We start from the raw sequence: 25,558 nt of genomic DNA on the forward strand, positions 1-25,558 counted from the left end.
CCCGAGGGTCGCTTTTTTCATGTCCGGCCCGGGGTCGGGATCCGGGAGGGAATGGCCGCGCTCAGGCCCAGAGACGCTGCCTCAACAGCGGGCTGACGCGGTAGCGCTCGCTGCGATACGCGTCGAAGAGCCCATCGAGTGCATCCACGAGGCTAGTCGCGCCGAGCAACGCGAGCCATTCGAAGGGGCCCGCCGGATAGTTGACGCCGAGCTTCATGGCCGTATCGGCGCCGGCTTCATCGCAGACGCCTTGCCAGACCGCATCGGCGCCTTCATTGACCAGCATCGCGATCGTGCGCGCGACCGCCAGACCCGGCACGTCGCGCAGCACCAGCGGTTCCCAGCCGAGGCGACGCAGGACCGCCTCGGCATGCGCCCGCGGACTGGCCTCGACGCCCGGCGCGAAGGCGATGGCCAGACCGTCGATGCGATCCGGCGCCAGCGGCCAGTCGATCACCGCCAGACCGGGCTGGCGGCGCTCGTGCGCCAGCTGCGCGGCGCATCGTCCGCGCGTGAAGTGCAACTGCAGCCCCTCGATGGCGATGCCGTTCCAATCCGCCGCCGGATCGCGTTCGAAGGCAACGCCACGCGTGGCCATCCATCCGCCGAGGCGTTCGACCAATGCGCCCTGCCCCGCCAGCGTGATCAGGCCGACCTCCTCGTCGGTGGCGCTCGCCGGCGCCGTCGCCGCGGGCACGCCGTCATAGAAGCCCTTGCCCGACTTGCGACCGAGCCGGCCACCGTCGACGAGGGCCTTCTGCACCAGCGACGGCTGATAGCGCTTGTCGCCGTAGTTGGCCTCGAACACGGACTGCGTCACCAGGTAGTTGGTGTCGTGTCCGATCAGGTCCATCAGCTCACACGGGCCCATGCGGAAACCGGCGCCGCGCAGCGCGCGGTCCAGTTGCGCGGGCGAGCCGGCCTGCTCCTGCAGCAGCGCGAGCGTTTCTGCGTAGTACGGCCGCGCGATGCGGTTCACGATGAATCCCGGCGTCGACGTCGCGTGCACCGGCGTCTTGCCCCAGCGGCGCGACAGCTGCTCGATCGCCTGCGCGGCGGACGGGTCCGTCTCCGCACCCCACACGACCTCCACCAGCTTCATCAACGGCACCGGATTGAAGAAGTGCATGCCGACCAGACGGCGCGGCGTCGCCATCCCATTGGCCAGCGCGGTGATGCTGATCGACGAGGTGTTGGACGCGATCAGCGCGTCGGGCGGCAGCAGCGCGTCGAGCTCGCGCAGCAGCGCCTGCTTGGGTTCGAGCTTCTCGACGATCACTTCGATCACGAGCGCCGCGTCCTTCAGGTCCGCAGTCGCGCCAGCCGGCGAGAGCCGGCCCATCACCGCTTCTCGTTCCGCCGCTTCCATGCGCCCCTTGGTCACCAGTCCGTCGAGCGCCTTGCCGATCTGCGCGATCGCCGCAGCCGCGGCGCCCTCGCGCAGGTCCATCAGCTGGACCGGATGGCCGGCCTGCGCCGCCACCTGCGCGATGCCCGCGCCCATCACGCCCGCGCCGATCACCGCCACCGCCGCCTGCGCGGCCGGTGCCGTCGCGACGCGCCAGGATCCCGTCGATTCCGTCATTGCTGTCTCCGTCTCGTCGTTCTCAGTTCTGGTCCGGTTCCGGCACCGCTGCCGGTCAATCCTGACCCGGCACCCAGGTCGCGGGCCGCTTGCCGAGGAACGCGGCGAAGCCCTCCCTGGCCTCGGCGCCCATGCGCACGCGGGCGATGGTCTGCGCGGTGAGCTCGCGGACCTGATCGGTCACGGGACCGACCTCGAGTTGCGCGAACAGCGTCTTGATCTCCGCCTGCGCCAGCGGACCGTTCATCAACAGCTCGCTGATCCAGCGTTCGACGGCGCCGTCGAGGCCGCCGGCCGCGTCGCTCTCGACGACCTCATGCAGCATGCCGATCCGCAGCGCCTCGGCGGCGGGAATGCGGCTGGCCGTCAGCGCGAGCCGGCGCGCCTCACGCGGCCCGACCGCGTTGATCACGTAGGGGCCGATCACCGACGGCAGGATGCCGAAGCGGGCCTCGCTGACCGCGAACTGGGCGCCGGCCGCGGCGACGGCGATGTCGCAGGCCAGCGTCAGTCCGACGCCGCCGCCCAGGGCCACGCCATGGACCTGCGCGATCGTCGGTTTCGGGCAGCGCGCGATGCGGTCGAGCATGCCGGCGAAGCGGCGCGCGTCCTCGACGTTCCAGTCCTGCGTCGCCTCGGAGGCACGCTTCATCCACTGGAGATCGGCACCGGCGCTGAAAGCCTTGCCGGCGCCTTCCAGCACGACGATGCGCACGGCGGGGTCCCGCCCGAGCCGCTCGAACGCGGCGTCGAGGGCCGCGATCATGGCTTCGTCGAAGGCGTTGAACACCTCGGGCCGGTTCATCGTCACGCGGGCCACGCCACGCGCGTCGGTCGATATCTGCAGGGTCTCCACGATGACGTCTCCGTTGTGATCGCCGGAGTATCGCAGCCCGACCGGTCGGTCGAAAAAGATCCGGAAACAACCGCCCGTCCGGCAGGCGCGGTCCCTCAGCCCGGTCCCTCAGCCCGGTTCTCAGCCCGGTTCCACGCTCAATCTCGCCAGACTTCCTCGACCAGTTCGCGCACCGCCGTCAGCGCGTGTTCCTCGGGGCCTTCCTTCTGGAGCCAGCACAGCCAGGTCTCGTCCTGCCAGTGCGGCCAGATCCGCAGCTCGCCGGCCTCGACGGCGGCCTGCGCCTGATCGAGCCGGAGGATTGCCGCCCCGAGGCCGCTTGCGACCATGCCGCGCACGGCGGACTCGGTCTCGGCCATCAGGCTGTGCGGCGGCTCGCGGCCGGCACTCTGGAACAACCGTTCGGCTGCGGCGCGCAGACCGCAGACCACCGGCGTGCCGATCCAGGGCAGCGAGAGCAGCGCATCCCGCGACACCGGCCACTCGCGGTCGGCGAAGCGGCGCGGCACCGCGATCGCGAGTTCCATCCGTCGCAGACGATTGACGATGAGGCCTTCCGCGGCCTCGTTGTCGTGCAGCACATAGGCGCAATCGACCTCGCCGCGGCGCAGCGCCTGCACACTCTGCAGCGACAGGCGCTGCATCAGCTGCAGGCCGATGCCGGGATGCCGCTCCGCCAGCTTGACCAGCACGTCGCCCAGGCGCAGCGAGATCGGATCGCTGACCGTGCCCATGCGCAGCACGCCCTGCACGTCGCCGCGGATCTGCGCGGCGGCATGCCGCAAGCGCTGCGCGGCATCCAGCGTGCGACGGGCCTCTTCGGCGAGCTTCTCGCCGGCGGGCGTCAGCGTCATGCCGCGCGAGCTGCGCTCGAACAGCTGGATGCCGAGCTCCTCCTCCAGCGCCTTGATCTGCGCGCTCACGGCGGGCACGGACGTGAACACCTTCTCCGCGGCGCGGGTCAGGTTCCGTTCGGCCACGACGGCCAGAAAGCTCTTCAGCTGGTACAGCTCCATGGGTCCGGATTCTGACAAGCCGCCGTGAGACCGTCGTTCAGATTCTCAAAACGCCTGTTCCAAACATGCGCATGGACCGTGCGCGTGGCGACGCCCAGACTTCCAGCCATCGAAGTCTCCGAAAGCGAAGGCCGCCATGAGCCTCTCCAACCCCTATGCCGCCACCGTCGCGATGCTGTTCGCGGCGGTCTCGTGGGGCAGCCTGTTCCTCGTCGGCAAGCCGGTGCTGAGCCGCCTCGACCCCATCTGGTTCACGGCGCTGCGCTACCTGCTCGCCGGCGTCGGCATGACGCTGCTGGTCGTCTTCTTCGGGGAACGCCCCTGGGCCAAGCTCCGCGCCCACTGGCGCACGCTGACGCGTTACGGCGTGCTCGGCTACGGCTTCTTCGGGATCCTGGTGCTGGAAGGTCTCAAGCTCTCCCTGCCCTCGCACGGCGCGGTGCTGATGGCGACGATGCCGATGACGACGATCCTGCTGCGCTGGCTGCTCGACGGCCAGCGGCCCGGGCTGGGCGTCGCCGGTGCCGCAGTGCTGGCGCTCAGCGGCGTCGTCCTCGTCTCCGGCGTGCTGGGCCGCACCGACGGACCGCCGCACATGCTGCTGGGCGATGCGCTGACGCTGCTGGGCACGGTCGGCTGGGTGCTCTACACGCGCGGCGCAGCGAAGGTACCAGCCCTCAGCCCGCTCGAATACACCGGCCTGACCGCCATCGCGGCCCTGCCGTGGCAGGTGGCGTTCGCCCTCGTCGCGACGGCCGGCGGCTGGATCGCCGCGCCTGCGTGGGCCGACGTCACGCCCGTCGTGCCGCACCTCGTCTACATCGCTGCCGTGCCGACGGTCGCGGCGGTGGTGGCCTTCAATTTCGGCGTACGGCAGCTCGGCGCTTCGCGCGGAACCTTGTTCCTGAACGGCGTGCCGGTGTCCGCGCTGCTGATGAGCGTCGCGCTGGGTCAGCATCCGGCGATGCAGGAGTGGATCGGCGCGGCGCTCGTCATCGCGGCGCTCACGTTGAGCACGCGGTCGCCCGCCTCCTCCGGTAAAGCGGAGGTAAAGGCCCGGGCGATGGCAGGTGCCGGCGGGCGGTTCCCAGCCACTTGATTCGCCTCCCGGCAAGCTGGAAAGCCCCGGTGCGACGGGCGCCACAGGCGGGCTCATGCCTTTTGTCATGGGCCTGTCTTCTGGCATAGGCTGGCGGCCTCGTCGGGCCCGGCCCGCGCTCAAGAGTTGCTTGCGATGAAGAATGCCCTCCGCCTCACCACCCTCGCCCTGCTGATGCAGCTGGGCGGCTTCGCGATGGCGGCGCCGCCGCAATCGGGCCTGGACCTCAAGGGCTACGACAAGACGGTCCGGCCGCAGGACGACCTCTTCCGCGCCGCCAACGGCCACTGGCTCTCGACCACCGAGATCCCCGCGGACAAGTCCTCCTACGGCGCCTTCCACCAGCTGGCGGACCTCTCCGACAAGCGGGCCCGCGCCATCATCGAGGACCTCTCGAAGAAGAAGGCCAAGGCCGGCACCGTCGAGCAGAAGATCGGCGACTACTACGCCGCCTACATGAACACCGCGGCGATCGACAAGGCCGGCCTCGCGCCGGTCAAGCCGCTGCTCGACAGCATCGCCGCGATCCAGACGCGCGAGCAGCTCGCCGCCTGGCTGGGCGCGCAGACCGGCGTCGTCGACCTGCCGGTGCCGCTGGGCATCGAGGCCGACTACCAGGACCCCACCATCAACCGCCTGCAGACCTGGCAGGGCGGCCTGGGCCTGCCGGACCGCGACTACTACCTGAAGAAGGACGACGAGCGTCTGGGCAAGGCCCGCGGCGCCTACGTCGACTACCTGCAGACGCTGGCGAAGACCGCCGGCATCGCCGATCCGGCGGGCAGCGCGCAGCGCGTGCTCGCGCTCGAGGAGCGCCTGGCGCAGGTGCAATGGGACAAGGTCGAGCTGCGTGATCCGCAGAAGACCTACAACCCGATGACGCCGGCCGAACTCGCGCAGAAGGCGCCGGGCTTCGACTGGAACGCGTTCTTCACCGCCGCCTCGCTGCCGGGCCTGGACAAGCTGTCCGCCTCGCAGCCGAGCTACCTGACCGGTGCCGCGAAGATCCTCGGCGAGGCCTCGCTCGACGACCTCAAGCTCTACCTGACCTTCCGCACCCTCGACGCCAACGCCTCGACGCTGCCCAAGGCCTACCGCGACGCGCACTTCGCCTTCCACGGCGCGGCACTGACCGGCGCGAAGAGCCAGCAGCCGCGCTGGCAGCAGGCCGTGGGCAACGTCAACGGCGCGCTCGGCGAAGCCGTCGGCGAGGTCTACGTCAAGCGCCACTTCCCGGCCGCCGACAAGGCGCGCATGGTGCAGCTGGTCAACAACCTGCTGGCCTCCTACAAGGAATCCATCGACAAGCTGAGCTGGATGACGCCCGCGACCAAGGCGCAGGCACAGGACAAGCTGTCGAAGTACATGGTGAAGATCGGCTACCCCGACGTCTGGCGCGACTACGGCGCGCTGGAAGTGAAGGCCGGCGACCCGGTGGGCAACAACCTGCGCGCCTCGATCTTCGAGTGGAAGCGCCAGGCCGCCAAGGCCAGCAAGCCGGTCGATCGCCGCGAATGGCTGATGACGCCACAGACGGTCAATGCCTACTACAACCCGACGCTCAACGAGATCGTCTTCCCGGCCGCGATCCTGCAGCCGCCCTTCTACAACACGAAGGCGGACGACGCGGTGAACTACGGCGCCATCGGCGCGGTGATCGGGCATGAGATCAGCCACGGCTTCGACGACCAGGGCAGCCAGTTCGACGGTGACGGCAAGCTGCGCAACTGGTGGACCGACGACGACCGCAAGGCCTTCGACGCCATCGGCAACAAGCTGGTCGCGCAGTACGAGGGTTACGAGCCCATCGCCGGCAAGCACCTGAACGGCAAGCTGACGCTGGGCGAGAACATCGCCGACCTGTCCGGCCTGCAGATCGCCTACAAGGCCTACCTGCGCTCGCTGGGCGGCAAGCCGGCGCCGGTGATCGACGGCTACACGGGCGAGCAGCGCTTCTTCATGGGCTGGTCGCAGGCCTGGCGCGAAAAGGCGCGCGACGAGCGCAAGCTGCAGCTGCTGACGATCGACCCGCACTCGCCGCCGGAGTTCCGCGCCAACGGTGCCGCCGTCAACCACGACGGTTTCCACGAGGCCTTCAAGACCAAGCCGGGCGACAAGATGTTCAAGTCGAGCGACGACCGCATCCGGATCTGGTAAGACCTGACCCCTGAACGAACGGCCGGTGACTGCACAGTCACCGGCCGTTTTTCATTGCCCCTCGGTCCCAAGCCTTCGCAGTCCCCGGTACCAAAACCGCGGAAGGACGACAGTGATGGGGGACGGTGATGCGTGGGGTTTTGGCGCTTGACGCCAAGGCCCCATGCATCGGCGGCCAACGCCCAGGCCGCCGAAGGACAGGCGCACTCAGTGCGTCAGCACTTCCCGATCCAGCGCCCGGCTCGCGCCGAGCAGCGGCGCCTGATCCGCCTCATGGACGACGAAGGTCGGGATGGCCCGCAGATACGAGGTCAGCCGCCCGCAGGTCTCGAAGCGCGCCCGGAACGGGCTGCGATCGAACCACTCGCCGAGGCGCGGCACGATGCCGCCGCCGATGTAGAGCCCGCCGCGGGCGCCGAGCGTGAGTGCGACGTGGCCGGCGATGTCGCCGAGCAGCGCGCAGAACATGTTGACGACGTCGCTGCTGAACGACTCGCCCGCGAGCGCAGCGGCGGTGATGGCCGGTGCGCTGCGGCCTTCGCCGGGCGCGAGCTTGAGGCCGCGGAGTTCCGCGAGCGCCGTGTAGAGGTTCTCGAGCCCGGGCCCGGACACGGCCCGCTCTGCCGACACGTGCCCGAAGCGGCGGTGCAACAGGTCGAGCACCGCGCGTTCCTCGGGCTCGTAGGACGAGAGCGTCGCATGCCCGCCCTCTCCGCCGACGGCGACCATCGACGTGCCGTCCTCCGAGGGCAGCAGTCCGGAGACGCCCAGTCCCGTGCCGGGACCCACCAGGCCCCGCGCCGCGCCGGCGACGGCCTCGCCGCCACCAACCTTGCGCGTCGATTGCGGGCCGATGCCCGGCAAGGCCAGCGCCAGCGCGGTGAAGTCGTTGATCACCAGCAACCGCTCCGCGCCGAGCGCCGACTGCAGCGCCCGCGTCGAGAAACTCCAGTGATGATTGGTCATCCGGACATGGTCGCCGGTGACCGCCGTTGCGATGCCAATCGCGCAGCTGCGCGGCGTCGGCAGGCCCTCGCGATGCAGGTGATAGAAGATCGCGTCCGCGAGCGTGTCGAAGTCCTGGCAGACATACCGCGCCACATGTTCCAGTGGCCCGGCCGCGCCGCCCTGGCTGGCGAAACGCACGTGCGTCGCGCCCACATCCGCCAGCAAGCGCGCCGGCGCCCCGATTGCGCCTTGTGTCATGCCTTGTGCTCCTTCACCGATACTCCATGCCGTCGCGGGGCAAGCTGGCCGCCTGCCCGTCGAAAGCCCTGGATGCTGCCACAGTCCGCCGCCGGATCCCGGGTGACGGACAGGGTCGCGGCCGGTGTTTAGCGCGTCGCGCTGAACGTGCCCTGGCGCACGCGCGTCAACGACCGGCCTTGAACGCCGCGATCGCGTCGCGATACCAGTGCGCGCTGTCCTTGGCCAGCCGCTGCTGCGACGCGTAATCGACGTGGAACAGCCCGAAGCGCTTGAGGTAGCCCGAGTTCCACTCGAAGTTGTCCAGCAGGCTCCAGTAGAAGTAGCCGCGCACGTCGGCCCCCAGCGCCACCGCCTGGGCCAGCGCTTCCAGGTGGCCGCGCAGGTAGGCGATGCGCGCCGCGTCGGGCACGCGGCCGTCGACGATGCTGTCCGCGTTGGCCATGCCGTTCTCGGTGATCACGATGGGCGGCGGCGTGTACTCGCGGGTGATGCGCAGCAGATGCTGCGTCAGCGCCTGCGGATAGATCTCCCAGCCCATGTCGGTGAAGCCGAGTTCTCCCGGCGGCGTCACGAACTGCTGCCGCCCGTTGAGCACGCTGCGCGTGTAGAAATTGATGCCCAGGAAGTCCAGCGGCTGCTGGATCAGCGCGAGGTCCCCGTCCTGGATCTTCGGCGCGTCGGCGCCCAGGTGCTCCACGATGTCGGCCGGGTACTGCCCGCGGAACACCGGGTCCATGTACCAGCGCACGTTGGTGCCGTCGTCGATGCGCGCGGCGCGGCGGTCGTCTTCGCTCAGCGGGTCGGCCGGGAAGGACGGCGTGTGGTTCAGCACGATGCCGAGCTGCGCTTTCGACCCGACCGCGCGCATCGCCTGGATCGCGGCGCCGTGCATCATCAGCAGGTGGTGCGAGACCTGATAGGCCTCCCCTCGGTTCGTGTGGCCGGGCGCGAACTGCGCGGTCTCATACCCCAGCGTGGCCGAGCACCACGGCTCGTTCAGCGTCGCGATCGTCGACAGCCGGTCGCCGAAGCGGCGCGAGATCTCCGCGGCGTACTCGGCGAAGAGCGGCACCACGTCGCGCGACAGCAGCCCGCCGATGGAATCGTCCAGCGCCTGCGGCAGGTCCCAGTGGTACAGCGTCGCGTTGGGCTTGATGCCGGCGGCGAGCAGCTCGTCGATCAGCCGGTCGTAGAACGCGAAGCCGGCCTCGTTCCACGCGCCGCGCCCCAGCGGCTGCACGCGCGGCCACGAGAACGAGAAGCGGTAAGCGTCCAGGCCCAGCCACTTCATCAGCTTCACATCCTCCGGATAGCGGCGGTAGTGGTCGCAGGCCACGTCGATGTTGGACGCGTCCTTGATCCGGCCGGGCTGGGCGCAGAAGCGGTCCCAGATCGACTCGCCCTTGCCGTCCTCTCGGGCGGCGCCCTCGATCTGCGCGGCGCTGGTGGCGGAGCCCCATTGGAAGTCCGCGGGCAACGACTGGATCAGCGATTGGAAGGTGGCGGTGTCTGCGGCGGGGTTGGCGTCGTTCGCGTGCATGGTGGTGACAGTCGTGGTCGTAGGGATCGAAGGGATCGAAGGATTCGAAGAGGTCGAGGACATCACGCCGGAGGCGGATGTCGCAGGAGAATTCGCTGGAGCGGGCGTGGGCATGGCGTGTCCGGCGTCGGTTCGGTCAGCCGCGCACGGCGCCCGAGGTCAGCCCGGCGACCAGCCGCCGGGCGCTGAAGAAGTACGCCACCAGCAAGGGCAGCATCGCGATGGCGCTGCCGATCATCAGCGCGCCCCATTCGGTGTTGTTGGGCGCCTGCATCGAGCGCAGCGCCAGCGGCAGCGTGTAGTGCTCGGCCGAGCGCATGACGACCAGCGGCGCGACGAAGTTGTTCCAGCTCGCGATGAAGGTGATCAGGCCCAACGTGCCGAGCGCCGGCATGAGCAGCGGCAGCACGATGCTCCAGAAGATGCGCAGCTCGCCGCAGCCGTCGATGCGCGCGGCGTCGATCAGGTCGGGCGGGATCGCCGAGCCGATGTACTGGCGCATCAGGAAGATGCCCAGCGCGCTCGCCGCCGCCGGCACGTAAAGCGCGCGCGGTTCGTCGATCCAGCCCAGCGCGTCCATCACCATGAAGCTCGGGATCATGTGCATGAACGCCGGCAGCATCATCGAACCGAGCACGATCGCGAAGAGCGTGCCCTTGAAGCGGAACTCGTAGATCGCGAACGCGTAGCCCGCCAGCGAGCACAGCAGCAGGTTGAGCACCGTCGTCATCGAGGCGACGTAGAGACTCATGCCGAGGTTGCGCCAGAACGGCAGGCGTTCTTCGAGCAGCCGCAGGTTCGAGGCCGCCGCGTCGCCGAACCACAGCGGCGGCGGGTTGTCGAAGATCTCCGTGCGCCCGTGCGTCGCGAAGACGAAGGTGAAGTACAGCGGCGCCACGAGCAGCACCGCGCCCGCCGCCACGAGCAGCCGCGCCGGCCACGCCGACGGAACCCGCGAATGGCGTTCAGCGCTTGCCATGGGCGCTCCGCGGGTCGCGGCCGAACAGCCGCGCGTTGAGCCAGGTCAGCGCGGCGATCAGCACGAACATCAGCCACGACATCGCCGACGCGGTGCCGAAGTCGCCGTCCGAGAACGCCGTCCGGTACATGAAGATCGCCGTCGTCATCACGGACGACGACACGCCCTTCTCGCCGTCGACCAGGATGAAGGGTTCTTCGAACAGCTGCAGGTTGCCGATGAGGGTCAGCGTCACCGCGAAGAACATCATCGGCTTGAGCAGCGGCAGCGTGACGTGCCAGAACTGCTGCCACTCGGTGGCGCCGTCCAGCGTCGCCGCTTCGTAGAGGTCCTTGTCGATGACCTGCAGGCCCGACAGGTAGAGCACCAGGTTCCAGCCCAGGTAGCGCCAGAACACGACGAAGGCCACGGCGGGTCGCGTGACATCGGCGTCGCCGAGCCAGTCGATGCCGCCGTCCTTCAAGGCCGTCAGCGACGCGAGCGGACTGCCGATGAACGGGATCCGCGTGAGCTCGGCCAGCGCGGCGTTGATCAGGCCGTAGTCCTTCGAGTAGAGCGTCGTGAAGATCAGCGCGATCGCCACGCTCGACGTGATGTACGGGACGAAGTACGCGCCGACGATCAGGTCCCGGCCGCGCTTGAAGCGCCGATGGATGAAGAACGCCAGCGGCAGCGCCACCAGGTGCTGCGGCACGCCGGCCACCAGCGCGAACCAGGCCGTGTTGTAGAGCGCGTCCCAGAACCACGGATCGGTGAGCGCGTAGCCGTAGTTCTCCAGCCCGACCCAATGCATCGTGTGCAGGCCCTCGGCCGGGTTCCACTGCTGCAGCGACAGGTAGACCGAGAAGAGCAGCGGGAACAGGCTGAACACCAGAAACAGCGCGAAGAACGGCGCGATGAACAGGTAGGGCGCGAGGCGTCGCGAACGCAGCGCCGGGAACCGCAGCCATGACGGGCGCGGGGCGGCGAGCGAGGGAGATGGGCGCGCGTTCATGCCTGTGGCCTCAGCGGCGGCGAGCGCGGCGCTCGATGAGATACCGCGCGTCGGCCAGCGCCTCCGCGATGGCCTTGCCCTTGGAAATGACGCGCTCGAACTCGTCGCGGATCACGGTCGTGGCGAGCACGTCGAACCGGTTGACCGGGATCGCGGGGATGTGCGACGCGGTCTCGCGCCACAGCTGACGTGCGCGTTGTCCGCCGAGGAATTCGATCGGCTCGTCCATCACCGGATCGCGCAGCACCGCGCGCATCGCGGGGAAGCTGTCCAGCACCTTGAGCGATTCCAGCTGGACCTGCGCGTCGGCCGTCATCAGGCGGATGAAGTCCCAGGCGGCGGTCTTGTTGGCGGCCTTCTTCGGGATCGCATAGAACGATCCGCCGTACGCGGCCTGCACGCCGCCGGGCAGCGGCGCGGAACGCCACAGCCCCGCCGTCTGCGGCGCGATCCAGTTGCGCAGTTGGCCGACGAGCCAGGCGCCCATCATCTGCGTCGCGATGCGGCCCTGCTTGAAGCCGGCCGCCCAGTCGTTGGTCCACGCGATCGCGCGCGCGTCCAGGCCCGCGCGTCGCACGGCGCGGCCGAGCTCGAAGGCGTGGCGGAAGCGCGCGGACTCGACGAGCACGCGACCTTCCGCATCGAAGTAGAGACCTTCGCCGTCCTGCAGCCCCTGGCGCAGCGCGATGTCGCGCAGATCGGCCGCGTCGGCCATCAGGTAGGCGCCGGTGGTCTTGCGGATGCGTTCACCGGCGGCGAGGTAGGAGGTCCAGTCGCGGGTGATCTCCGCCTCGTCGACGCCGGCCTTGTCGAGCAGGTCCTTGCGGTAGATCAAGGTGCCGGGACCGATGTCGGCGGGAATCGCGACCTGCGCGCCGTTGGGACCCACGCCCTGCGCCATCGCGAAGCGGACGTACTCGTCGGCATGCGCGGCCGCGTGGAACGGTGCCTGATTCAGGTCGACGAAGCCGCCCGAGCCGGCGAACTTGCCGATGTAGCGCAGGTCGATCGCCATCACGTCGGGCAGGCCGGAGCCCGTGGCCAACGCCGTCGTCATCGACAGGTGGTGATCCGCGTACTGCATCGACAGCAACTTGAGCTCGACGTCCGGATGCAGCGCGCGCCAGCGCGGCGCGGCCGCGATCGCGGCACGGTCGAGGTCGGGGAATGTGGCGACGCGCAGCACCGAAGTCGGCGCGCGCGTCGGGGCCACCTGGGCTACCGCGGGAAACGCCCCGGGGAGCGCGGCGGCCGCCCCGGCCACCAGCAGCGCACGCGCCGCCGATCGCCGGGTCAGGTGGAGATCGGGCACAGCGGTCAGAAGTTGTAGCCCGCGTTCACGCCGAAGGTGCGTGGCGCCGCGTACTGCGCGGTCCAGACCGGATTGGCGAAGCTGACCGCGCTGCCGGCGCTGGTCTTGATCTTCTCGTCCGACACGTTGCGCACGAAGCCGTCGACGTACCAGTTCTTCTTCGACGAGTAGCGCACGCTGATGTCCGCCGTCGAATACGCCTTCTGACGATCGCCGTCGCCCAGGTTGAAGACCGACAGCCAATTCGCCGACTGGTAGTGGTAGCTGATGCGCGGCGCGACCTGATCGCCATTGGCGAGCGGGAAGACGTGCTCGTACATCAGCTGGATCGCCACCTTGGGGGCGTGCGGCAGCTCGTGGCCGGTCACGTTCAGGCAGGTGCCGCCCAGCGTCGCGTCGAAGCAGGTCGGCAGCTGGTAGTCGTTGGACGCCGCCACGAGCTGACCCAGCTTGGTCTTCGTGTACGAGGCCGACAGCATCAGCTTGTCGTCGTTGGTGATCATCCAGGCCGTCTCGAGCTCGACGCCGGACACCTTCGCGCCCTCCGCGTTGGAGTAGGCGAACTGGCGGTTGCCGTTGACGATCACCGGCGCGCTGAACTGGAAGTCCTTGAACTTCATGTGGTACGCGCTGACGTTGAAGGTCATCCGACCGTCCAGCAGCGAGGTCTTGTAGCCGACCTCGTAGTTGGTGAGCGTCTCCGGGCCGTAGGGCAGGCCGCCGTCGCCGGTACCGCCGGACTTGTAGCCGGTGGACACGCTGCCATAGGCCATCGAGCTCTTGTCGATGTCGTAGGTCGCGCGCGCCAGCCAGGTCGTCTTGCTGCCCTTGTAGTGGGCGTCGTTGATGTTGCCCGCGACGTAGCCGTTGGCCGGATCGGTCGGATCGATCGTCGGGTTCAGCGGAATCTGCGGCGCGGCGGGGTTGCCGTTCCAGGTCCAGCCGCGTCCGCCGATGTTCTTGCGGTCGTCGTGCGTGTAGCGCAGGCCGCCGGTCACGTGGAAGGCGTCGGTCAGGTTCCAGGTCGCCTGACCGAAGGCCGCCTTGGAATCGACCGTCTCCTTCGGCTGGATGAACGAACCCTGCCAGCTCACCGTGCCCTGCTGCGTCCCGTTCATGATCGGGATGTCGAAACGGATGCCGTTGTCCTCGGCCGCGTAGTACAGGCCCAGCACCCAGTCGATGGTCTGCTTCTGCGTGCTCTGCAGCGTCAGCTCGTGGCTCTGGCTGCGGTAGCTGGTCCAGACCGTGTTGTCTTCCTGATGGTTGGCGCCCGTCGTGAAGCTGGTCGGCATCTGCACGCCGAGGTCCTGGTCGTAGGTGCCCGAGCCCTTGAAGTGGGTGTAGCCCGCGACGTAGGCCAGCGACATGCCGCCCAGGTCGTACTCGGCGCGGCTGCGGATCGAGGTGGAGTCGCGCTTGAGCGACGGCGCCGTGTCGATCAGCGCGGACCAGAACTTCTGGCCTTCCCGCGGCGTCTGCATCAGGCTCATCGCCGGCGTGCCGCGGTCGGCGAACTGCTCCACCGACACGTCCCAGCGGAACTCCTTGATCGGCTGCCACAGCAGGCTCAGGCGCGCGGCGGTCTGGTCCTGCGCGTTGTACTTCGGTCCGCCGGTGGTGAACAGGTTGTAGTTCAGCGGCTGGAACGGCGGGAAGGTGCCGGCCGTGTTGCCCGCGTTGTAGGCGGCCTGCTGCTGCGCGATCGTGTACTGCGTCGGCTTCTGGTAGTCGACGTAGCCGTCGTGCTGCTCGTGGATGAACGCGACCCGCGCCGCGAGCGTGTCGCCCAGCGGGATGTTGATCGCGCCCTTGGCGCCCAGGCGGTTGTAGCTGCCGGTGCCGAGTTCGACGTAGCCGGTGTTGTCCTTCAGCACCGGCTTGGCCGTCTTCATGTTGATCGTGCCGACGGTGGAGTTGCGTCCCCACAGCGTGCCCTGCGGGCCGCGCAGCACTTCGATGCCGTCGAGGTCGAAGAGCATGGTCGCGGCGCCTTCGGGGCGCGGCGCGAAGACGCCGTCGACGAACAGCGCGACCTCGGGGTCGGCGTACTCGGTCTTGGCCGAGTCGTTGCCGATGCCGCGCAGCGTGATGCTCACGATGCCGTGGTCGCCCTGCCCCGTGCCCTGCATGCTGGGCACGAGGTTGAACACGTCGAGCATGCTCTTGACGTGGGCGTCGTCGATGGTCGACGCGCTGATCGCGGTCACCGCGATCGGGGTCTTCTGCAGCGAGGTGGCGCGCTTGGTCGCCGTGACGACGACCTGCGGCAGTGCCTTGTTCTCCTTGCCGTCGGCGGAGGCCGCGGCACTGGTGTCGGCCTGCGGCGTCGGCGCGGGGGCCTCGGTCGATTGGGCGTGGGCCGCTCCGGCCAGCAGCGCGAGCACGGCGATCTGGACGGGCGAGGAAAGGCCGAGGCGCGGCCGGCGGATGAGGCGGTCAGTCATGTTGTCTCCTGGTGGCTTTCGATTCGAAGCTCTGTTCCGGGTGGGCGTGTTCTTCTAATTTGAGTGCATCGTAGGCAACGCATGACAACGTTGTCAACGCCCTGATTGACATCGTTGTCATTTTGCTCACTATCATTTACCCGTAGATCGCGGCCTCGATGCTGCGCCTGAAAAGATCACCGGAGACAAGCCCATGCAACCCATCCAGGACCTCCTCATCGTCGGCGGCGGCACGGCCGGCTGGCTGACCGCCGCCTTCCTCGCGCGGCAGCTCGGCACCGCGCACGGCGGCGTCGGCATCACGCTGGTGGAATCCAGCGACATCGGCATCATCGGCGTGGGCGAAGGGACCTTCCCCTCGATCCGCGGGACGCTGTCGGCGATCGGCATCGGCGAGGCGGAGTTCCTCGAGGCGTGCTCGGCAACGTACAAGCAGGGCATCCGTTTCGAGCACTGGGTGCGGCCACCGGGCACGGCGGGCACCGATCACTACTTCCATCCGTTCAGCCAGCCGAGCCAGCGACCCGGCTCGCCGGAACTGCTGCCGTACTGGCTGATGGGCGACGCGGGTGAGGGTCGCGCGTTCGCCGAGGCGGTGACGCTGCAGAAGGCCGTCGCGGATGCGCGGCACGGGCCGAAGCGCGCGAGCGATGGCGACTTTCTCGGGCCCTTGAACTACGCGTACCACTTCGATGCGGGACGCTTCGCGGCGCTGCTCGCGGAGCATGGACAGGCGCTCGGCGTGAAGCGCGTGATCGCGACGGTGGATCGCGTGGATCTCGATGAACAGGGCGCCATCTCCGCTGTGCACACGAAGGAGGCCGGCACGTTGACGGCCGGGCTCTACGTCGATTGCAGCGGCTTCCGGGCGCGGCTGATCGGCGAGGCGCTGGGCTCGCCGTTCAAGTCGATGCGCGACGTGCTCTTCGTCGACAGCGCATTGGCGATGCAGGTGCCGTATGCGCGACCCGACGCGCCGATCGCGTCGTACACGATCGCGAGCGCGCAGGACCACGGCTGGATCTGGGACATCGGCCTGCAGGAGCGGCGCGGCATCGGCCATGTGTACAGCAGCCGGCATTGCGACGACGCGGAAGCGGAGCGCGCGCTGCGCCGCTACATCGGCCCGGCGTCGGACGCTCTCACGCCGCGCAAGCTCGCGCTCAACATCGGGTATCGCGAGACGCAGTGGGTGAAGAATTGCGTGGCGGTCGGGCTGTCAGGCGGCTTCCTGGAGCCGCTGGAGTCGTCCGGCATCGGGCTCATCGAGACAGCGGCCTATCTGATCGGGCAGCTGTTCCCGTTCAACGGCGATACGGCGCCGGTGGCGAAGCACTTCAATGCGTTCATGAACGAGCGCTACGCGCGCATCGTCGACTTCATCAAACTGCATTACGGCCTGACGCAGCGCACGGACACGGCGTTCTGGCGCGACAACGCCGATCCAGCGTCATTCACCGACACGCTGAAGGAGAAGCTCGCCATGTGGCGTTGCCGGCCGCCGCAGCGCCTGGACTTCATCACCGACGTCGAGATGTACCTGCCGGCAAGCTGGCAGTACGTGCTCTACGGGATGGAATTCGAGACGCAGCTCGGGACGGGCGCCGCCGCGCTGATGCGCAGCGAGGAGGCGCGCAAGGAGTTCGCGACGATCGCGCAACTCGGCGCGCATGCGCTGCGGGACCTGCCGCCGCATCGGGTGCTGATCGAGCAGCTCCTCGCGCGGACGGGCAAGCGCGCCGCCTGAGGGCGGCGCGAAGGCGCTCAGGCCTTCTTGAGCCGCGGTGCGGCCTTGGTGCCGAGCACCGCCGTGGAGTCACGCACGACCAGTTCGTGCGGCAGCACGCGGTGCTTGGGCTTCACGGCCTCTTCGGCGCCGACCTCGGGCTCGGCATCGCGCGGCGTGCCGATCAACAGATCGACGGCGGCGCGCGCCATGTCGTCCATCGGCTGACGCACCGTCGTCAGCGGCGGCCACACGCGCGCGGCGGCGGGCGTGTCGTCGAAGCCGGCGATCGAGAGGTCGCCCGGAACGGCCAGGCCCAGGCGCTGCGCCGCGGCGAGCACACCCAGCGCCATGTCGTCGTTGCTGGCGAAGACCGCGGTCGGGCGCTGCCGGCGGCTCAGCAGCTGGTAGGCCGCCTCGACGCCGGTGTCGAAGGTGAAGTCGCCCTGCACCACCAGGTCCTTGTCGAGCGGCAGCTTGTGCGCCTTCAAGGCGGCCAGGTAGCCCTGGTAGCGGCGTTTGGACGCCACCTGCTCCTTTGCGCCCTTGATGATCGCGATGCGCGTGTGGCCCAGGCTGATCAGCAGGTTGGTGATCTCCTCCGCCGCGTGCACGTCGTCCATGCGCACGCTCGGGTGATCGGGCTCGTCGGCCGCCGGGGAGATCAGCACGCACGGGGTCTGGCTCTCGCGGAGCGCGGACAGCACCTGCGGGTTGTCGCACAGCGGTGGGGTCAGGATCATCCCGTCCGGACGCAGCGCCGAGACCATGCGGTCGACCTGCATCGCGAGGTCCGGGGCGTCGTTGTGGAGCGACTCGACGACGAGGTGGTAGCCGGCCTCGCGGCAGCGCAGCGTCGCGCCTTGCTGGACGCCGCCGACGAACGCCGCCGACGGGTCGTAGTACAGCAGGCCGATCAGGAAGGACCGTCCGCCGGCCAGGCTGCGCGCGGATTGCTTGGGGCGGTACTTGAGGTCGGCGACGACCTTCAGCACCGCTTCACGGGTTTCGGAGTGGACGCCGGGCTCTTGGTTCAGGACCCGGGATACCGTCTTGATGGAGACGCCCGCTTCGCGAGCGACGTCGATGATGGTGGCGGGTTTACGTGGCGGCATAAGGATCCGAAATGCTCGCCCGACTTTGCCATATGGACACGATCAGTGCGGGCGGGAAGCCCCGGAGCACTTCAACTCCGCTCGCTGACCCCGCAGGAGACGACCCGGTCACGCAAGCGCGACCCCGGTTTGGACCTCCCGGTCCAAACCATTCGAGTCCTCGCGTGATGTCCCCCGGACATCACTTCCTGGGCTTCAGAATGAGAAAAGCCGGCTAGAAGCCGGCTTTTCAGATTTGGTGCCCAGGAGAGGACTCGAACCTCCACGGAGTTACCCGCTAGTACCTGAAACTAGTGCGTCTACCAATTCCGCCACCTGGGCTTTCAGGATTTTTCTTCGCCGCTATTGCGTTTGACTGCTGTGTGCAGCGAAGAATTGGACTTTAGCACGGTTTTGGAATCAGGCAAGCGTTTCAGCCGCCCCACTTCACTTTCCCGAGACGCGTGTGCGGATCCCACAACATCTGTACTCTCCGCGCCCAATCCAGCATGGCCGGCTCCACGCGCTCCCAGTGCGCGCGGTACGCCTCCTGGAGCTGGGGACCGACGCCGTGCTCCGCGCTGATCGATCCGCCGAGCTCCGCGACCAGCGCATACAGGCCCTCGCGCAGGGTCAGCTCTTGCTCCGGCGCGAGCGTTCCCGCACTCGCCGGCCACACCATGTTGAAGTGCATGCCGCCGTCGCCCAGGTGGCCGAAGTCGGCCAGCCTCACCTGCGGGAAGCGCTCCGCGAGCCAGGCTGCCCCGCGCTCGCGGAAGGCCATGAAGTGCCGGCGCGGCAGCGAGAGATCGAGCCCAATCACCTTGCCCTGCACCCGCAGCCCTTCGCTGATGCGATGGCGCAGACCCCAGATCGCCTCGTCGGCGTCCAGCACCGCGTCCCGCACCCGTCCCGATTCGAATTCGCCTTCGAGCCAGCCCTGGAGCAGTCCGTCCAGCGCGAGCTGATCCGCCGGCAGCTCGCTGCTGAGCTCGATGAGCATCGCGTAGTCCGGCAGTTGGCCCTCGAACCAGCGCGCGACGTCCTGGCCGTGCAGTCCGGCCTCCAGCGCCGCGCGGCTGATGCCCTCGAAGGCGGACACCAGCCCGCCCCAGCGCTGCATCACGTCGGCATAGAGCGGGAAGACCTCCGCCAGCGACGACGGCGCCACCAGCGCCACGGCCCGCTGACGCGGCAACGGCGCGAGCTTGATCGTGACCTCGCTGACCAGCCCCAGGCTGCCCGAGGAACCGATGAAGAGCTGTCCCAGCGCGAGCGCCGAGTTGTCTTTCTGCAGCCCCTGCCCCAGGCGCAAGACCTGCCCCGCCGGTTCGGCCAGCACGACTTCCAGCGCCAGCGTGTTGGCGCGCACGTCGCCGTAGCGCAGCATCCGCGTGCCGCCGGTGTTGTGCGCGACCATGCCGCCGATCGACGGGTCGGCGCTCAGGTCGACCGGGAACCACAGGCCGTGCGACTCGAGGCGTTCGTTGATCTCCGACAGCCGGAAGCCCGACGACACGCGCAGCGTGCGGTCGAGCAGGTCGAGTTCGAAGACCTCGCGCAGGCGCTCGGTGCTGAGCAGCACCTCGCCGTTCGCATCATCGGGCGTGCCGGCGCGGACCAGCCCGGTATGCGCGCCCTGCACCACCACGCGAAGCCCGCAGGCCGCCGCGAGTGCCAGCACGCGCGCCGCTTCGTCGCGACTGCCGGGGCGCACCAGCGCAGCCGCCCGTCCCGCCGCATAGCGCGCGGGCTGCAGGAAGCGCGGCTCGATGTCCGCCCCCACCTGCACGTAGGCTTCGCCGCAGACGGCACTCGCTTCCGCGAGGAAGCCGCCGGCCTGGAAGCTCAGCACGCCGCGGCCTCGCCCGTCGTGTCGGCGTCCTTGGCCGCGCCGGCCGTCATCTTGAAGATGCCGGTCGCGTTGCCCGCATCGAAGGCCAGGTCCAGCGCACCCGACTCATCGAGCGGCGCGCGCTGGATGAATTCGTGGAAGCTGCCCGGCACTTCGAGCATCACGCGCTGGCCGCGGTCGAGGAACTCGCGCATCACCCGCGCCGCCTTGAACGCGGTCTGGCGCACGCGCCCGGTGGCCGAGGTCTCGATCGAGTCCTTCACCGGCCGGTCGAGCGCGCGCTGCGCGGAAACGACGGATTCGATGTCGGCCACGCGATCGGTCGCGTGGTTGAAGGCGTTGCCCTCCGTCGCGATCCAGGCCATCTCGGCCGATTCAGTGAGCAGGAGCTGGTAGTCGTCCGCCTCGAACAGCCCGTGCTGCCGGGCAAAGCAGCCGACCAGCTTCGGCAGCAGCGCCACGGCGGACGAGATCGGCAGATCGCCGTCGCGCGCGAGGTGCTCCAGCATCGCCAGGTCACCCGGCGTGAGCGGATCCTGCGAGGTCGACAGCACCCGCGTCACCGCGCCCTGGAAGCTGCCGGAGAAACGCTCCGGATGCAGCTCCGACACGAAGAACTGCGCGATGTCTTCCGGGAAGTCGGCGTGGCGCCAGGCGCGGCCGGTCATCTTCAGACGCGGCAGCGGATAGGTCGCCGCCATCGTGAAGCCCAACGGTCTCAGCACGCGGGTGATCGCGGCCTCGCCCGGCGGCAGCGCGCCTGACGGCCAGGCCACCGTGCGCAGCGCGCCGTGGTCGAAGACCAGTTGCTGCCCGTCGCGCTGCAGGTCGGCCACGTAGGCGGCCGCCATCGGCACGCGGTCGGTCACGTCGAGGAAGAGCGCCATGTTCAGCGCCTGCGCCAGCTCGGCGCGCGACACGCGCTCGCCGGCCGGACGCAGCAGCGACGGCACCACCTGCACGCGCGCGAAGGCGGCGCGGGCCGCCTCGTCGCCGAGCGCGCCGCGCAGCAGCTGGAACAGTCCGCTGTCCACCGCCGCCGCGACCTTGGCGTTGAGCGCCGTCAACGCCTTCAGTTCCGCGGTCCGCTCAGACATCGAACTTCACGCCCTGCGCCAGCGGCAGCTCGCGCGAGTAGTTGACGGTGTTGGTGGTACGGCGCATGTAGGCCTTCCACGCGTCCGAGCCGGATTCGCGGCCGCCGCCGGTCTCCTTCTCGCCGCCGAAGGCGCCGCCGATCTCCGCGCCCGAGGTGCCGATGTTCACGTTGGCGATGCCGCAATCGGAGCCGCTGGCGCTGACGAAGGTCTCGGCTTCGCGGATATCGTTGGTGAAGATCGCCGAGGACAGGCCCTGCGGCACGTCGTTCTGCAGCGCGATCGCCTCGTCCAGCGTCTTGTACTTCAGGGTGTACAGGATGGGCGCGAAGGTCTCGTGCTTCACGATGGCCGACTGCGCGGGCATGCGAACCAGCGCCGGCACCGCGTAGAACGCTTCCGGATACTGCGACGCGAGGGCGCGTTCGCCGCCGCTGACCTCGCCGCCCTGCTCGCGCGCGGCGGCCAGGGCCGATTGCATCGCGTCGAAGGCGGCCTTGTCGATCAGCGGGCCGATCAGGTTGCCGGGCTCGACCGGGCTGCCGATCTTCAGCTGCGCGCGTGCGCGGTCCAGGCGCGTGACGAGCTCGTCGTGGATCGACTCGTGGGCGATCACGCGGCGCGTCGTCGTGCAACGCTGGCCGGCTGTGCCGTAGGCGCCGAACAGGATGCCGCGCACGGCGAGGTCCAGGTCCGCGCTCGGCGTGACGACGATGGCGTTGTTGCCGCCCAGTTCCAGCAGGCAACGGCCGAAGCGCGCCGCGACGCGCGGGCCGACCGCGCGGCCCATGCGGGTCGAGCCGGTCGCGGAGACCAGCGCCACGCGGGCGTCGTCGACCATCGCCTCGCCGACACCGGCGCCGCCGATGAGGACCTGCGACAGGAACTTCGGCGCGCCGTCGAAGCGGGCCACGGCCTTCTCGAACAGGGCCTGCGTCGCGAGCGCCGTCAGCGGGGTCTTCTCGCTGGGCTTCCAGAGGCAGGTGTCGCCGCAGACCAGCGCGAGCGCCGAGTTCCACGCCCACACCGCGACCGGGAAGTTGAACGCCGAGATGATGCCCACGACGCCCAGCGGCAGGTACTGTTCCATCATGCGGTGACCGGGACGTTCGCTGGCGATCGTCAGGCCGTGCAGCTGGCGCGACAGGCCGACGGCGAAGTCGCAGATGTCGATCATCTCCTGCACTTCGCCTTCGCCCTCGCTGGTCACCTTGCCGGCTTCCAGCGAGACCAGGCGGGCCAGCGCCGCCTTGTTGGCGCGCAGTTCCTCGCCGAACAGGCGGACCAGCTCGCCGCGCTTGGGCGCCGGCACGGTGCGCCAGGCCAGGAAGGCCTGCTGCGCATTCGCGACCGCGGCGGTCATGTCGGCGGCCTTGGCCTCGTGGACCGCGGCGATCACGGCGCCGTCGATGGGGCTGCGGACGGTCATGGTGCCGCCGGTGACGGCGGCGGCCGGCACGCCCAGGGCGGCCAGCAGGTCGGTGGTGGTGGAAGTCATCGGGGAATTCTCCTTCAGGCGTTCAGGCAGGTCGTGCGAGGGGCCGATCGAAGCGATCGATCGGCCGACCGATCAACCGATGGACTCAACCTGGCGCGACTGTTGATACGCCTTGCCGAAGCGATTGGCCAGGAAGTCCGGCAGCGCCACTTCTTCCTGACGCACGAAGCCCGACTGCGGCAGCTTGCCTTCGCGGAACAGGTCGACCGCGGCGCAGATGCCGGCGGCGGTGGTGATCTGGATGGCCGACAGCGGCTGCGCGCCGTCGCGCTCGGCGAAGATCTTGCGGGCGAAGACTTCCTGCATCAGCACGCCGTTCTTCATGCCCGACACGGTCACGAACACCAGGACCACGTCCTGCATCGTCGCCGGCATGCTCTTGCGCATGATGTCCTTGAGCTTCTCCTGGTCGTTCTTCAGCGCCAGGTCGTCCAGCAGGAACATCATCAGGTCGCGGTGGCCCGGATAACGGACGGTCTTGTAATCCAGGTTGCGGACCTTGTTCTCCCAGGTCTCGCACAACGTGCCCAGGCCGCCGGAGGTGTTGAAGGCCTCGTACTCGGTACCGTCCAGCGAGAAGTGCTCCAGGCCTTCCAGCGGCAGCGCGGCGATGGTGGCGCCGTCGTGGATCGCCTCGCAGGGATGGCAGTACTCGTTGATCAGGCCGTCGACGGACCAGGTCAGGTTGTACTTCAGCGCGTTGGTCGGGAACGCGGGCAGCGCGCCGACGCGCATCTTCACGTCGCTCAGCGAGTCGAAACTCTTGGCCAGGTGGTGCGCGACGATGCCGATGAAGCCCGGCGCCAGGCCGCACTGCGGCATGAACGCGGTCTTCGCGCCTTCGGCGATGCGCTTGATCTCCTTGGTCGCGGCCACGTCCTCGGTCAGGTCGAAGTAGTGGCAGCCGGCCTCCAGCGCCATGTGTGCGGCGGTGATGGCCAGGTGGTAGGGCAGCGCGTTCACGACCACGTCGTTGCCGCGCAGCGCGGCGGCGAGCTGGGCCTTGTCCTCGGTGTCGACGGTCTTGGTCGCGAGACCCTGATCCGCCACCAACTTCAGCGCGGTGGCGTTCTTGTCGATCACGGTGACCTGGTAGTCGCCGCTGCCCTGCAGCAGTCGAGCGATGGTCTGGCCGATGTGTCCGGCGCCCAGCAGTGCCACTTTCATGTCGTACTCCTTGTGATCCTGTGCGGATGAGGTTTCAGATGCGATGCCGGCAGTGTCCCGACCTGCCCTGACGAAAGAAAGCGCGAGTTCGACGAAAAACACATCGATACTGACGATCCGTCAGCCGGATCTTCCATTCCGGCGAAAACCAGGGTTTATCCCGAGCACTCCGTCACAGCCTGCCGAGGGCCTCGCTCATGAACGCCAGAAAGACCTCGCCCGCACCGGCCTCCGGATCCGCCGCTGAATCGCAGGCCGCCGCTCCCGCGACATTGCGCGACCAGACCGATCGCGCGTTGATCGCGCTGCTGCAGGCCAACGCGCGCGAAAGCACGGCCGACCTCGCACGCAAGTTGGGCGTGGCCCGCACCACCGTGGTGGCGCGGCTGGCCCGGCTGGAGGCGGACGGCCTGATCGCCGGCTACACGGTGCGGCTGGGCGGCGAGGCGGTCGAGCGCGGCGTGCAGGCCTTCGTCGGCATCACGGTGCAGCCGCGCGCCGGGCGCGAGGTGGTGAAGCTGCTCTCGCGGCTGCCGGAGCTGCGCCAGCTGGCGTCGGTCAGCGGCGAGTTCGACTACATGGCGACGCTGCGCGCCGACAGCACCGCGCGACTGGACGCGCTCCTCGACGAGATCGGCGACATCGAGGGCGTGATCAAGACGCACACCTCGGTGCTGCTGGCGCTGCGGGTGGACCGGAGCGCCTGATCGCACGAGCGCACGAGCGCACGAGCGATCCATGTCAGCCTCGTGGCGCGTGAGTAACGTCATGTTTTAGGCCCCCGGCCTCGTCAACGCGCAACGCTGGCACGCCGTTTGCAAACCATGAGTCGCCAGCTCAAGGAGCGCACCATGTCGAAGCCCGCCGTCACTGCCAAGCACGTCCCGCCGATCTTCATCGGCCTGAAGGCCCTCGCGATCCTCGCGGTGGCCTGGGGCGCGGTGTATCCGTCGCTGCTGTGGGGCCTCGGCGCCGTGCTCCCCTGAGCACGGCGGCGACCTCCAAGTCCTGAGGAGTACCGCCATGAAAGCCCCCGCCCGTCTCCACGGCGCCGCACCACCCGTGCACGCGACACCGCCCATTGCCGCCCACCGCTGGCGACGCCTGCTGCTGCCCGCGCTCGGCATCGCCGTCACGGTGCTGGCCCTGCTGGCCGCGATGGCTTGGCTCGACCACGCCGAAGGCGATCTGCGCCAGGTGCGCGCGCCGATGGCGGTGCCGTCCGCCACCACACCGGCCGGCCCGGCATTCCAGCCGTCCGCGACAACGGTCTCTTGACCCACGCGGCAGTGGTGAAGTCCTCGCGGCGGGCGCATAGTCCGCGCCGCAAAGGAGCGACTTCACCATGTGGGCACTCATCCTCGGACTGATCCTCTTCCTCGGGCCGCATTCGGTCCGTTTCGTCGCGCCGGCCTGGCGCGAAGGCCGCCTCGCCGCCTGGGGCGAGAAACGCTGGAAGCTCAGCTACACGGCCATCTCCGTGATCGGCCTGCTGCTGATCATCTGGGGCTACGGCCAGGCGCGGCTGGATCCGCATCCGCTCTGGGCGACACCCCGCGGCATGAACCATCTGGCCGGGCTGCTGATGCTGCCCTCGCTGATCCTGCTGGCCGCGTCGCATGTGCCGCGCAACCACTTCAAGGCGAAGCTGCATCACCCGATGCTGCTGGCCGTGAAGCTGTGGGCCTTCGGCCACCTGCTGGCCAACAACACCGTCGCGGACCTCGTCCTGTTCGGTGCCTTCCTGGCCTGGGCGATCCTGGATTTCCGTTCGGCCCGGCGTCGTGCCGCGCCGCCACCGCCTGCGGGGACCGCCAAGGGCACGGCGATCTCGGTCGCGATCGGCGTCGTCGCCTGGATCTCGCTCGTCATGGGGCTGCACCGGATGATCATCGGCGTCAGCCCCTTCCCGACGATGGGATGAAAA

21 protein-coding genes and 1 tRNA gene are annotated in these 25,558 nt (G+C 69.0%); 7 read left to right on the forward strand and 15 right to left on the reverse strand.

Annotated elements, in window-relative coordinates:
- Window positions 1-61 precede the first annotated feature (61 nt).
- The 3 genes from ACQ859_RS29895 to ACQ859_RS29905 all read right to left on the reverse strand — a co-directional run bounded on the left by ACQ859_RS29895 (window position 62) and on the right by ACQ859_RS29905 (window position 3,457).
- On the reverse strand, window positions 62-1,585 hold the full coding sequence (locus ACQ859_RS29895) for a 3-hydroxyacyl-CoA dehydrogenase (RefSeq protein ID WP_431264019.1): 1,524 nt from the start codon (window positions 1,583-1,585) through the stop codon (window positions 62-64).
- Between the two features lie 55 nt (window positions 1,586-1,640).
- Entirely contained in the window at window positions 1,641-2,441 is an 801-nt protein-coding gene (locus ACQ859_RS29900) for an enoyl-CoA hydratase-related protein (protein ID WP_431264020.1), read from the reverse strand.
- A 137-nt stretch (window positions 2,442-2,578) separates the two neighbouring features.
- Window positions 2,579-3,457 carry a LysR family transcriptional regulator gene (locus tag ACQ859_RS29905; protein WP_431264021.1) on the reverse strand — a complete coding sequence of 293 codons (879 nt, stop codon included), beginning with the start codon at window positions 3,455-3,457 and terminating at the stop codon, window positions 2,579-2,581.
- A gap of 136 nt (window positions 3,458-3,593) precedes the next feature.
- On the opposite strand from ACQ859_RS29905, the gene ACQ859_RS29910 reads away from it, so the two are divergent.
- Complete coding sequence (locus ACQ859_RS29910; RefSeq protein ID WP_431264022.1) at window positions 3,594-4,556, forward strand: DMT family transporter; 963 nt, start codon at window positions 3,594-3,596, stop codon at window positions 4,554-4,556.
- Window positions 4,557-4,691: 135 nt separating this feature from the next.
- The gene (locus tag ACQ859_RS29915) at window positions 4,692-6,713 is read left to right on the forward strand and encodes a M13 family metallopeptidase (RefSeq protein WP_431264023.1); all 2,022 of its coding nucleotides are present in this window, start codon (window positions 4,692-4,694) and stop codon (window positions 6,711-6,713) included.
- Between the two features lie 207 nt (window positions 6,714-6,920).
- Here ACQ859_RS29915 and glk read toward each other — a convergent pair whose 3' ends face one another.
- The 6 genes from glk to ACQ859_RS29945 all read right to left on the reverse strand — a co-directional run bounded on the left by glk (window position 6,921) and on the right by ACQ859_RS29945 (window position 15,194).
- On the reverse strand, window positions 6,921-7,919 hold the full coding sequence (gene glk / locus ACQ859_RS29920; protein ID WP_431264024.1) for a glucokinase: 999 nt from the start codon (window positions 7,917-7,919) through the stop codon (window positions 6,921-6,923).
- A gap of 166 nt (window positions 7,920-8,085) precedes the next feature.
- Window positions 8,086-9,462, reverse strand: coding sequence for a GH1 family beta-glucosidase (locus ACQ859_RS29925; protein WP_431264025.1), 1,377 nt, complete (start codon window positions 9,460-9,462; stop codon window positions 8,086-8,088).
- A gap of 136 nt (window positions 9,463-9,598) precedes the next feature.
- Window positions 9,599-10,441, reverse strand: a complete 843-nt coding sequence (locus ACQ859_RS29930; RefSeq protein WP_431264026.1) for a carbohydrate ABC transporter permease — start codon at window positions 10,439-10,441, stop codon at window positions 9,599-9,601.
- Complete coding sequence (locus ACQ859_RS29935) at window positions 10,428-11,435, reverse strand: carbohydrate ABC transporter permease (RefSeq protein WP_431264027.1); 1,008 nt, start codon at window positions 11,433-11,435, stop codon at window positions 10,428-10,430. Before ACQ859_RS29935 ends, ACQ859_RS29930 begins: the two co-directional genes overlap by 14 nt.
- Before the next feature lie 10 nt (window positions 11,436-11,445).
- Window positions 11,446-12,747 carry an ABC transporter substrate-binding protein gene (locus tag ACQ859_RS29940; protein WP_431264028.1) on the reverse strand — a complete coding sequence of 434 codons (1,302 nt, stop codon included), beginning with the start codon at window positions 12,745-12,747 and terminating at the stop codon, window positions 11,446-11,448.
- A gap of 5 nt (window positions 12,748-12,752) precedes the next feature.
- Window positions 12,753-15,194, reverse strand: coding sequence for a TonB-dependent receptor (locus ACQ859_RS29945; protein WP_431264029.1), 2,442 nt, complete (start codon window positions 15,192-15,194; stop codon window positions 12,753-12,755).
- A 193-nt stretch (window positions 15,195-15,387) separates the two neighbouring features.
- Between ACQ859_RS29945 and ACQ859_RS29950 the strand changes: the two genes are divergently transcribed.
- A complete protein-coding gene (locus ACQ859_RS29950; protein ID WP_431264030.1) occupies window positions 15,388-16,941 on the forward strand; it encodes a tryptophan halogenase family protein in 1,554 nt (517 codons plus the stop codon).
- A 17-nt stretch (window positions 16,942-16,958) separates the two neighbouring features.
- Here the strand turns inward: ACQ859_RS29950 and ACQ859_RS29955 are convergent, their stop codons facing one another.
- The 6 genes from ACQ859_RS29955 to ACQ859_RS29980 form a co-directional block, all read right to left on the reverse strand.
- Window positions 16,959-18,035 carry a LacI family DNA-binding transcriptional regulator gene (locus ACQ859_RS29955; RefSeq protein ID WP_431264031.1) on the reverse strand — a complete coding sequence of 359 codons (1,077 nt, stop codon included), beginning with the start codon at window positions 18,033-18,035 and terminating at the stop codon, window positions 16,959-16,961.
- A gap of 236 nt (window positions 18,036-18,271) precedes the next feature.
- A tRNA-Leu gene (locus ACQ859_RS29960) sits at window positions 18,272-18,356 on the reverse strand.
- A 91-nt stretch (window positions 18,357-18,447) separates the two neighbouring features.
- Window positions 18,448-19,869, reverse strand: a complete 1,422-nt coding sequence (locus tag ACQ859_RS29965) for an FAD-binding oxidoreductase (protein ID WP_431264032.1) — start codon at window positions 19,867-19,869, stop codon at window positions 18,448-18,450.
- Window positions 19,863-20,966 (reverse strand): 2-oxoadipate dioxygenase/decarboxylase family protein, encoded by a 1,104-nt coding sequence (locus ACQ859_RS29970; protein WP_431264033.1) that lies wholly within the window; start codon window positions 20,964-20,966, stop codon window positions 19,863-19,865. Before ACQ859_RS29970 ends, ACQ859_RS29965 begins: the two co-directional genes overlap by 7 nt.
- Window positions 20,959-22,464: an L-piperidine-6-carboxylate dehydrogenase gene (gene amaB, locus ACQ859_RS29975; RefSeq protein ID WP_431264034.1), complete on the reverse strand. Its 1,506-nt coding sequence runs from the start codon at window positions 22,462-22,464 to the stop codon at window positions 20,959-20,961. Before amaB ends, ACQ859_RS29970 begins: the two co-directional genes overlap by 8 nt.
- A 72-nt stretch (window positions 22,465-22,536) precedes the next feature.
- Window positions 22,537-23,631 carry a saccharopine dehydrogenase NADP-binding domain-containing protein gene (locus tag ACQ859_RS29980; protein WP_431264035.1) on the reverse strand — a complete coding sequence of 365 codons (1,095 nt, stop codon included), beginning with the start codon at window positions 23,629-23,631 and terminating at the stop codon, window positions 22,537-22,539.
- Window positions 23,632-23,828: 197 nt separating this feature from the next.
- Between ACQ859_RS29980 and ACQ859_RS29985 the strand changes: the two genes are divergently transcribed.
- The 4 genes from ACQ859_RS29985 (at window position 23,829) to ACQ859_RS30000 (ending at window position 25,555) form a co-directional block, all read left to right on the forward strand.
- Window positions 23,829-24,338: an Lrp/AsnC family transcriptional regulator gene (locus ACQ859_RS29985; protein WP_431264036.1), complete on the forward strand. Its 510-nt coding sequence runs from the start codon at window positions 23,829-23,831 to the stop codon at window positions 24,336-24,338.
- A gap of 144 nt (window positions 24,339-24,482) precedes the next feature.
- Window positions 24,483-24,617, forward strand: a complete 135-nt coding sequence (locus ACQ859_RS29990) for a hypothetical protein (RefSeq protein ID WP_431264037.1) — start codon at window positions 24,483-24,485, stop codon at window positions 24,615-24,617.
- A 37-nt stretch (window positions 24,618-24,654) separates the two neighbouring features.
- Window positions 24,655-24,909, forward strand: a complete 255-nt coding sequence (locus tag ACQ859_RS29995) for a hypothetical protein (RefSeq protein WP_431264038.1) — start codon at window positions 24,655-24,657, stop codon at window positions 24,907-24,909.
- Window positions 24,910-24,976: 67 nt separating this feature from the next.
- Complete coding sequence (locus ACQ859_RS30000; protein WP_431264039.1) at window positions 24,977-25,555, forward strand: NnrU family protein; 579 nt, start codon at window positions 24,977-24,979, stop codon at window positions 25,553-25,555.
- The last annotated feature ends 3 nt before the right edge of the window (window positions 25,556-25,558 follow it).

Source organism: Roseateles chitinivorans (assembly GCF_050632235.1).
Taxonomy (GTDB): domain Bacteria; phylum Pseudomonadota; class Gammaproteobacteria; order Burkholderiales; family Burkholderiaceae_C; genus Roseateles; species Roseateles chitinivorans_A.

What these genes read in the sequence shown, in the direction of transcription:
- ACQ859_RS29895 (WP_431264019.1), bottom strand. Translation starts at nt 1,585, where the DNA reads ATGACGGAATCGACGGGATCCTGGCGCGTCGCGACGGCACCGGCCGCG.
- ACQ859_RS29905 (WP_431264021.1), bottom strand. Translation starts at nt 3,457, where the DNA reads ATGGAGCTGTACCAGCTGAAGAGCTTTCTGGCCGTCGTGGCCGAACGG.
- ACQ859_RS29910 (WP_431264022.1), top strand. Translation starts at nt 3,594, where the DNA reads ATGAGCCTCTCCAACCCCTATGCCGCCACCGTCGCGATGCTGTTCGCG.
- ACQ859_RS29915 (WP_431264023.1), top strand. Translation starts at nt 4,692, where the DNA reads ATGAAGAATGCCCTCCGCCTCACCACCCTCGCCCTGCTGATGCAGCTG.
- glk (WP_431264024.1), bottom strand. Translation starts at nt 7,919, where the DNA reads ATGACACAAGGCGCAATCGGGGCGCCGGCGCGCTTGCTGGCGGATGTG.
- ACQ859_RS29925 (WP_431264025.1), bottom strand. Translation starts at nt 9,462, where the DNA reads ATGCACGCGAACGACGCCAACCCCGCCGCAGACACCGCCACCTTCCAA.
- ACQ859_RS29930 (WP_431264026.1), bottom strand. Translation starts at nt 10,441, where the DNA reads ATGGCAAGCGCTGAACGCCATTCGCGGGTTCCGTCGGCGTGGCCGGCG.
- ACQ859_RS29935 (WP_431264027.1), bottom strand. Translation starts at nt 11,435, where the DNA reads ATGAACGCGCGCCCATCTCCCTCGCTCGCCGCCCCGCGCCCGTCATGG.
- ACQ859_RS29945 (WP_431264029.1), bottom strand. Translation starts at nt 15,194, where the DNA reads ATGACTGACCGCCTCATCCGCCGGCCGCGCCTCGGCCTTTCCTCGCCC.
- ACQ859_RS29950 (WP_431264030.1), top strand. Translation starts at nt 15,388, where the DNA reads ATGCAACCCATCCAGGACCTCCTCATCGTCGGCGGCGGCACGGCCGGC.
- ACQ859_RS29955 (WP_431264031.1), bottom strand. Translation starts at nt 18,035, where the DNA reads ATGCCGCCACGTAAACCCGCCACCATCATCGACGTCGCTCGCGAAGCG.
- ACQ859_RS29970 (WP_431264033.1), bottom strand. Translation starts at nt 20,966, where the DNA reads ATGTCTGAGCGGACCGCGGAACTGAAGGCGTTGACGGCGCTCAACGCC.
- amaB (WP_431264034.1), bottom strand. Translation starts at nt 22,464, where the DNA reads ATGACTTCCACCACCACCGACCTGCTGGCCGCCCTGGGCGTGCCGGCC.
- ACQ859_RS29980 (WP_431264035.1), bottom strand. Translation starts at nt 23,631, where the DNA reads ATGAAAGTGGCACTGCTGGGCGCCGGACACATCGGCCAGACCATCGCT.
- ACQ859_RS29985 (WP_431264036.1), top strand. Translation starts at nt 23,829, where the DNA reads ATGAACGCCAGAAAGACCTCGCCCGCACCGGCCTCCGGATCCGCCGCT.
- ACQ859_RS29990 (WP_431264037.1), top strand. Translation starts at nt 24,483, where the DNA reads ATGTCGAAGCCCGCCGTCACTGCCAAGCACGTCCCGCCGATCTTCATC.
- ACQ859_RS29995 (WP_431264038.1), top strand. Translation starts at nt 24,655, where the DNA reads ATGAAAGCCCCCGCCCGTCTCCACGGCGCCGCACCACCCGTGCACGCG.
- ACQ859_RS30000 (WP_431264039.1), top strand. Translation starts at nt 24,977, where the DNA reads ATGTGGGCACTCATCCTCGGACTGATCCTCTTCCTCGGGCCGCATTCG.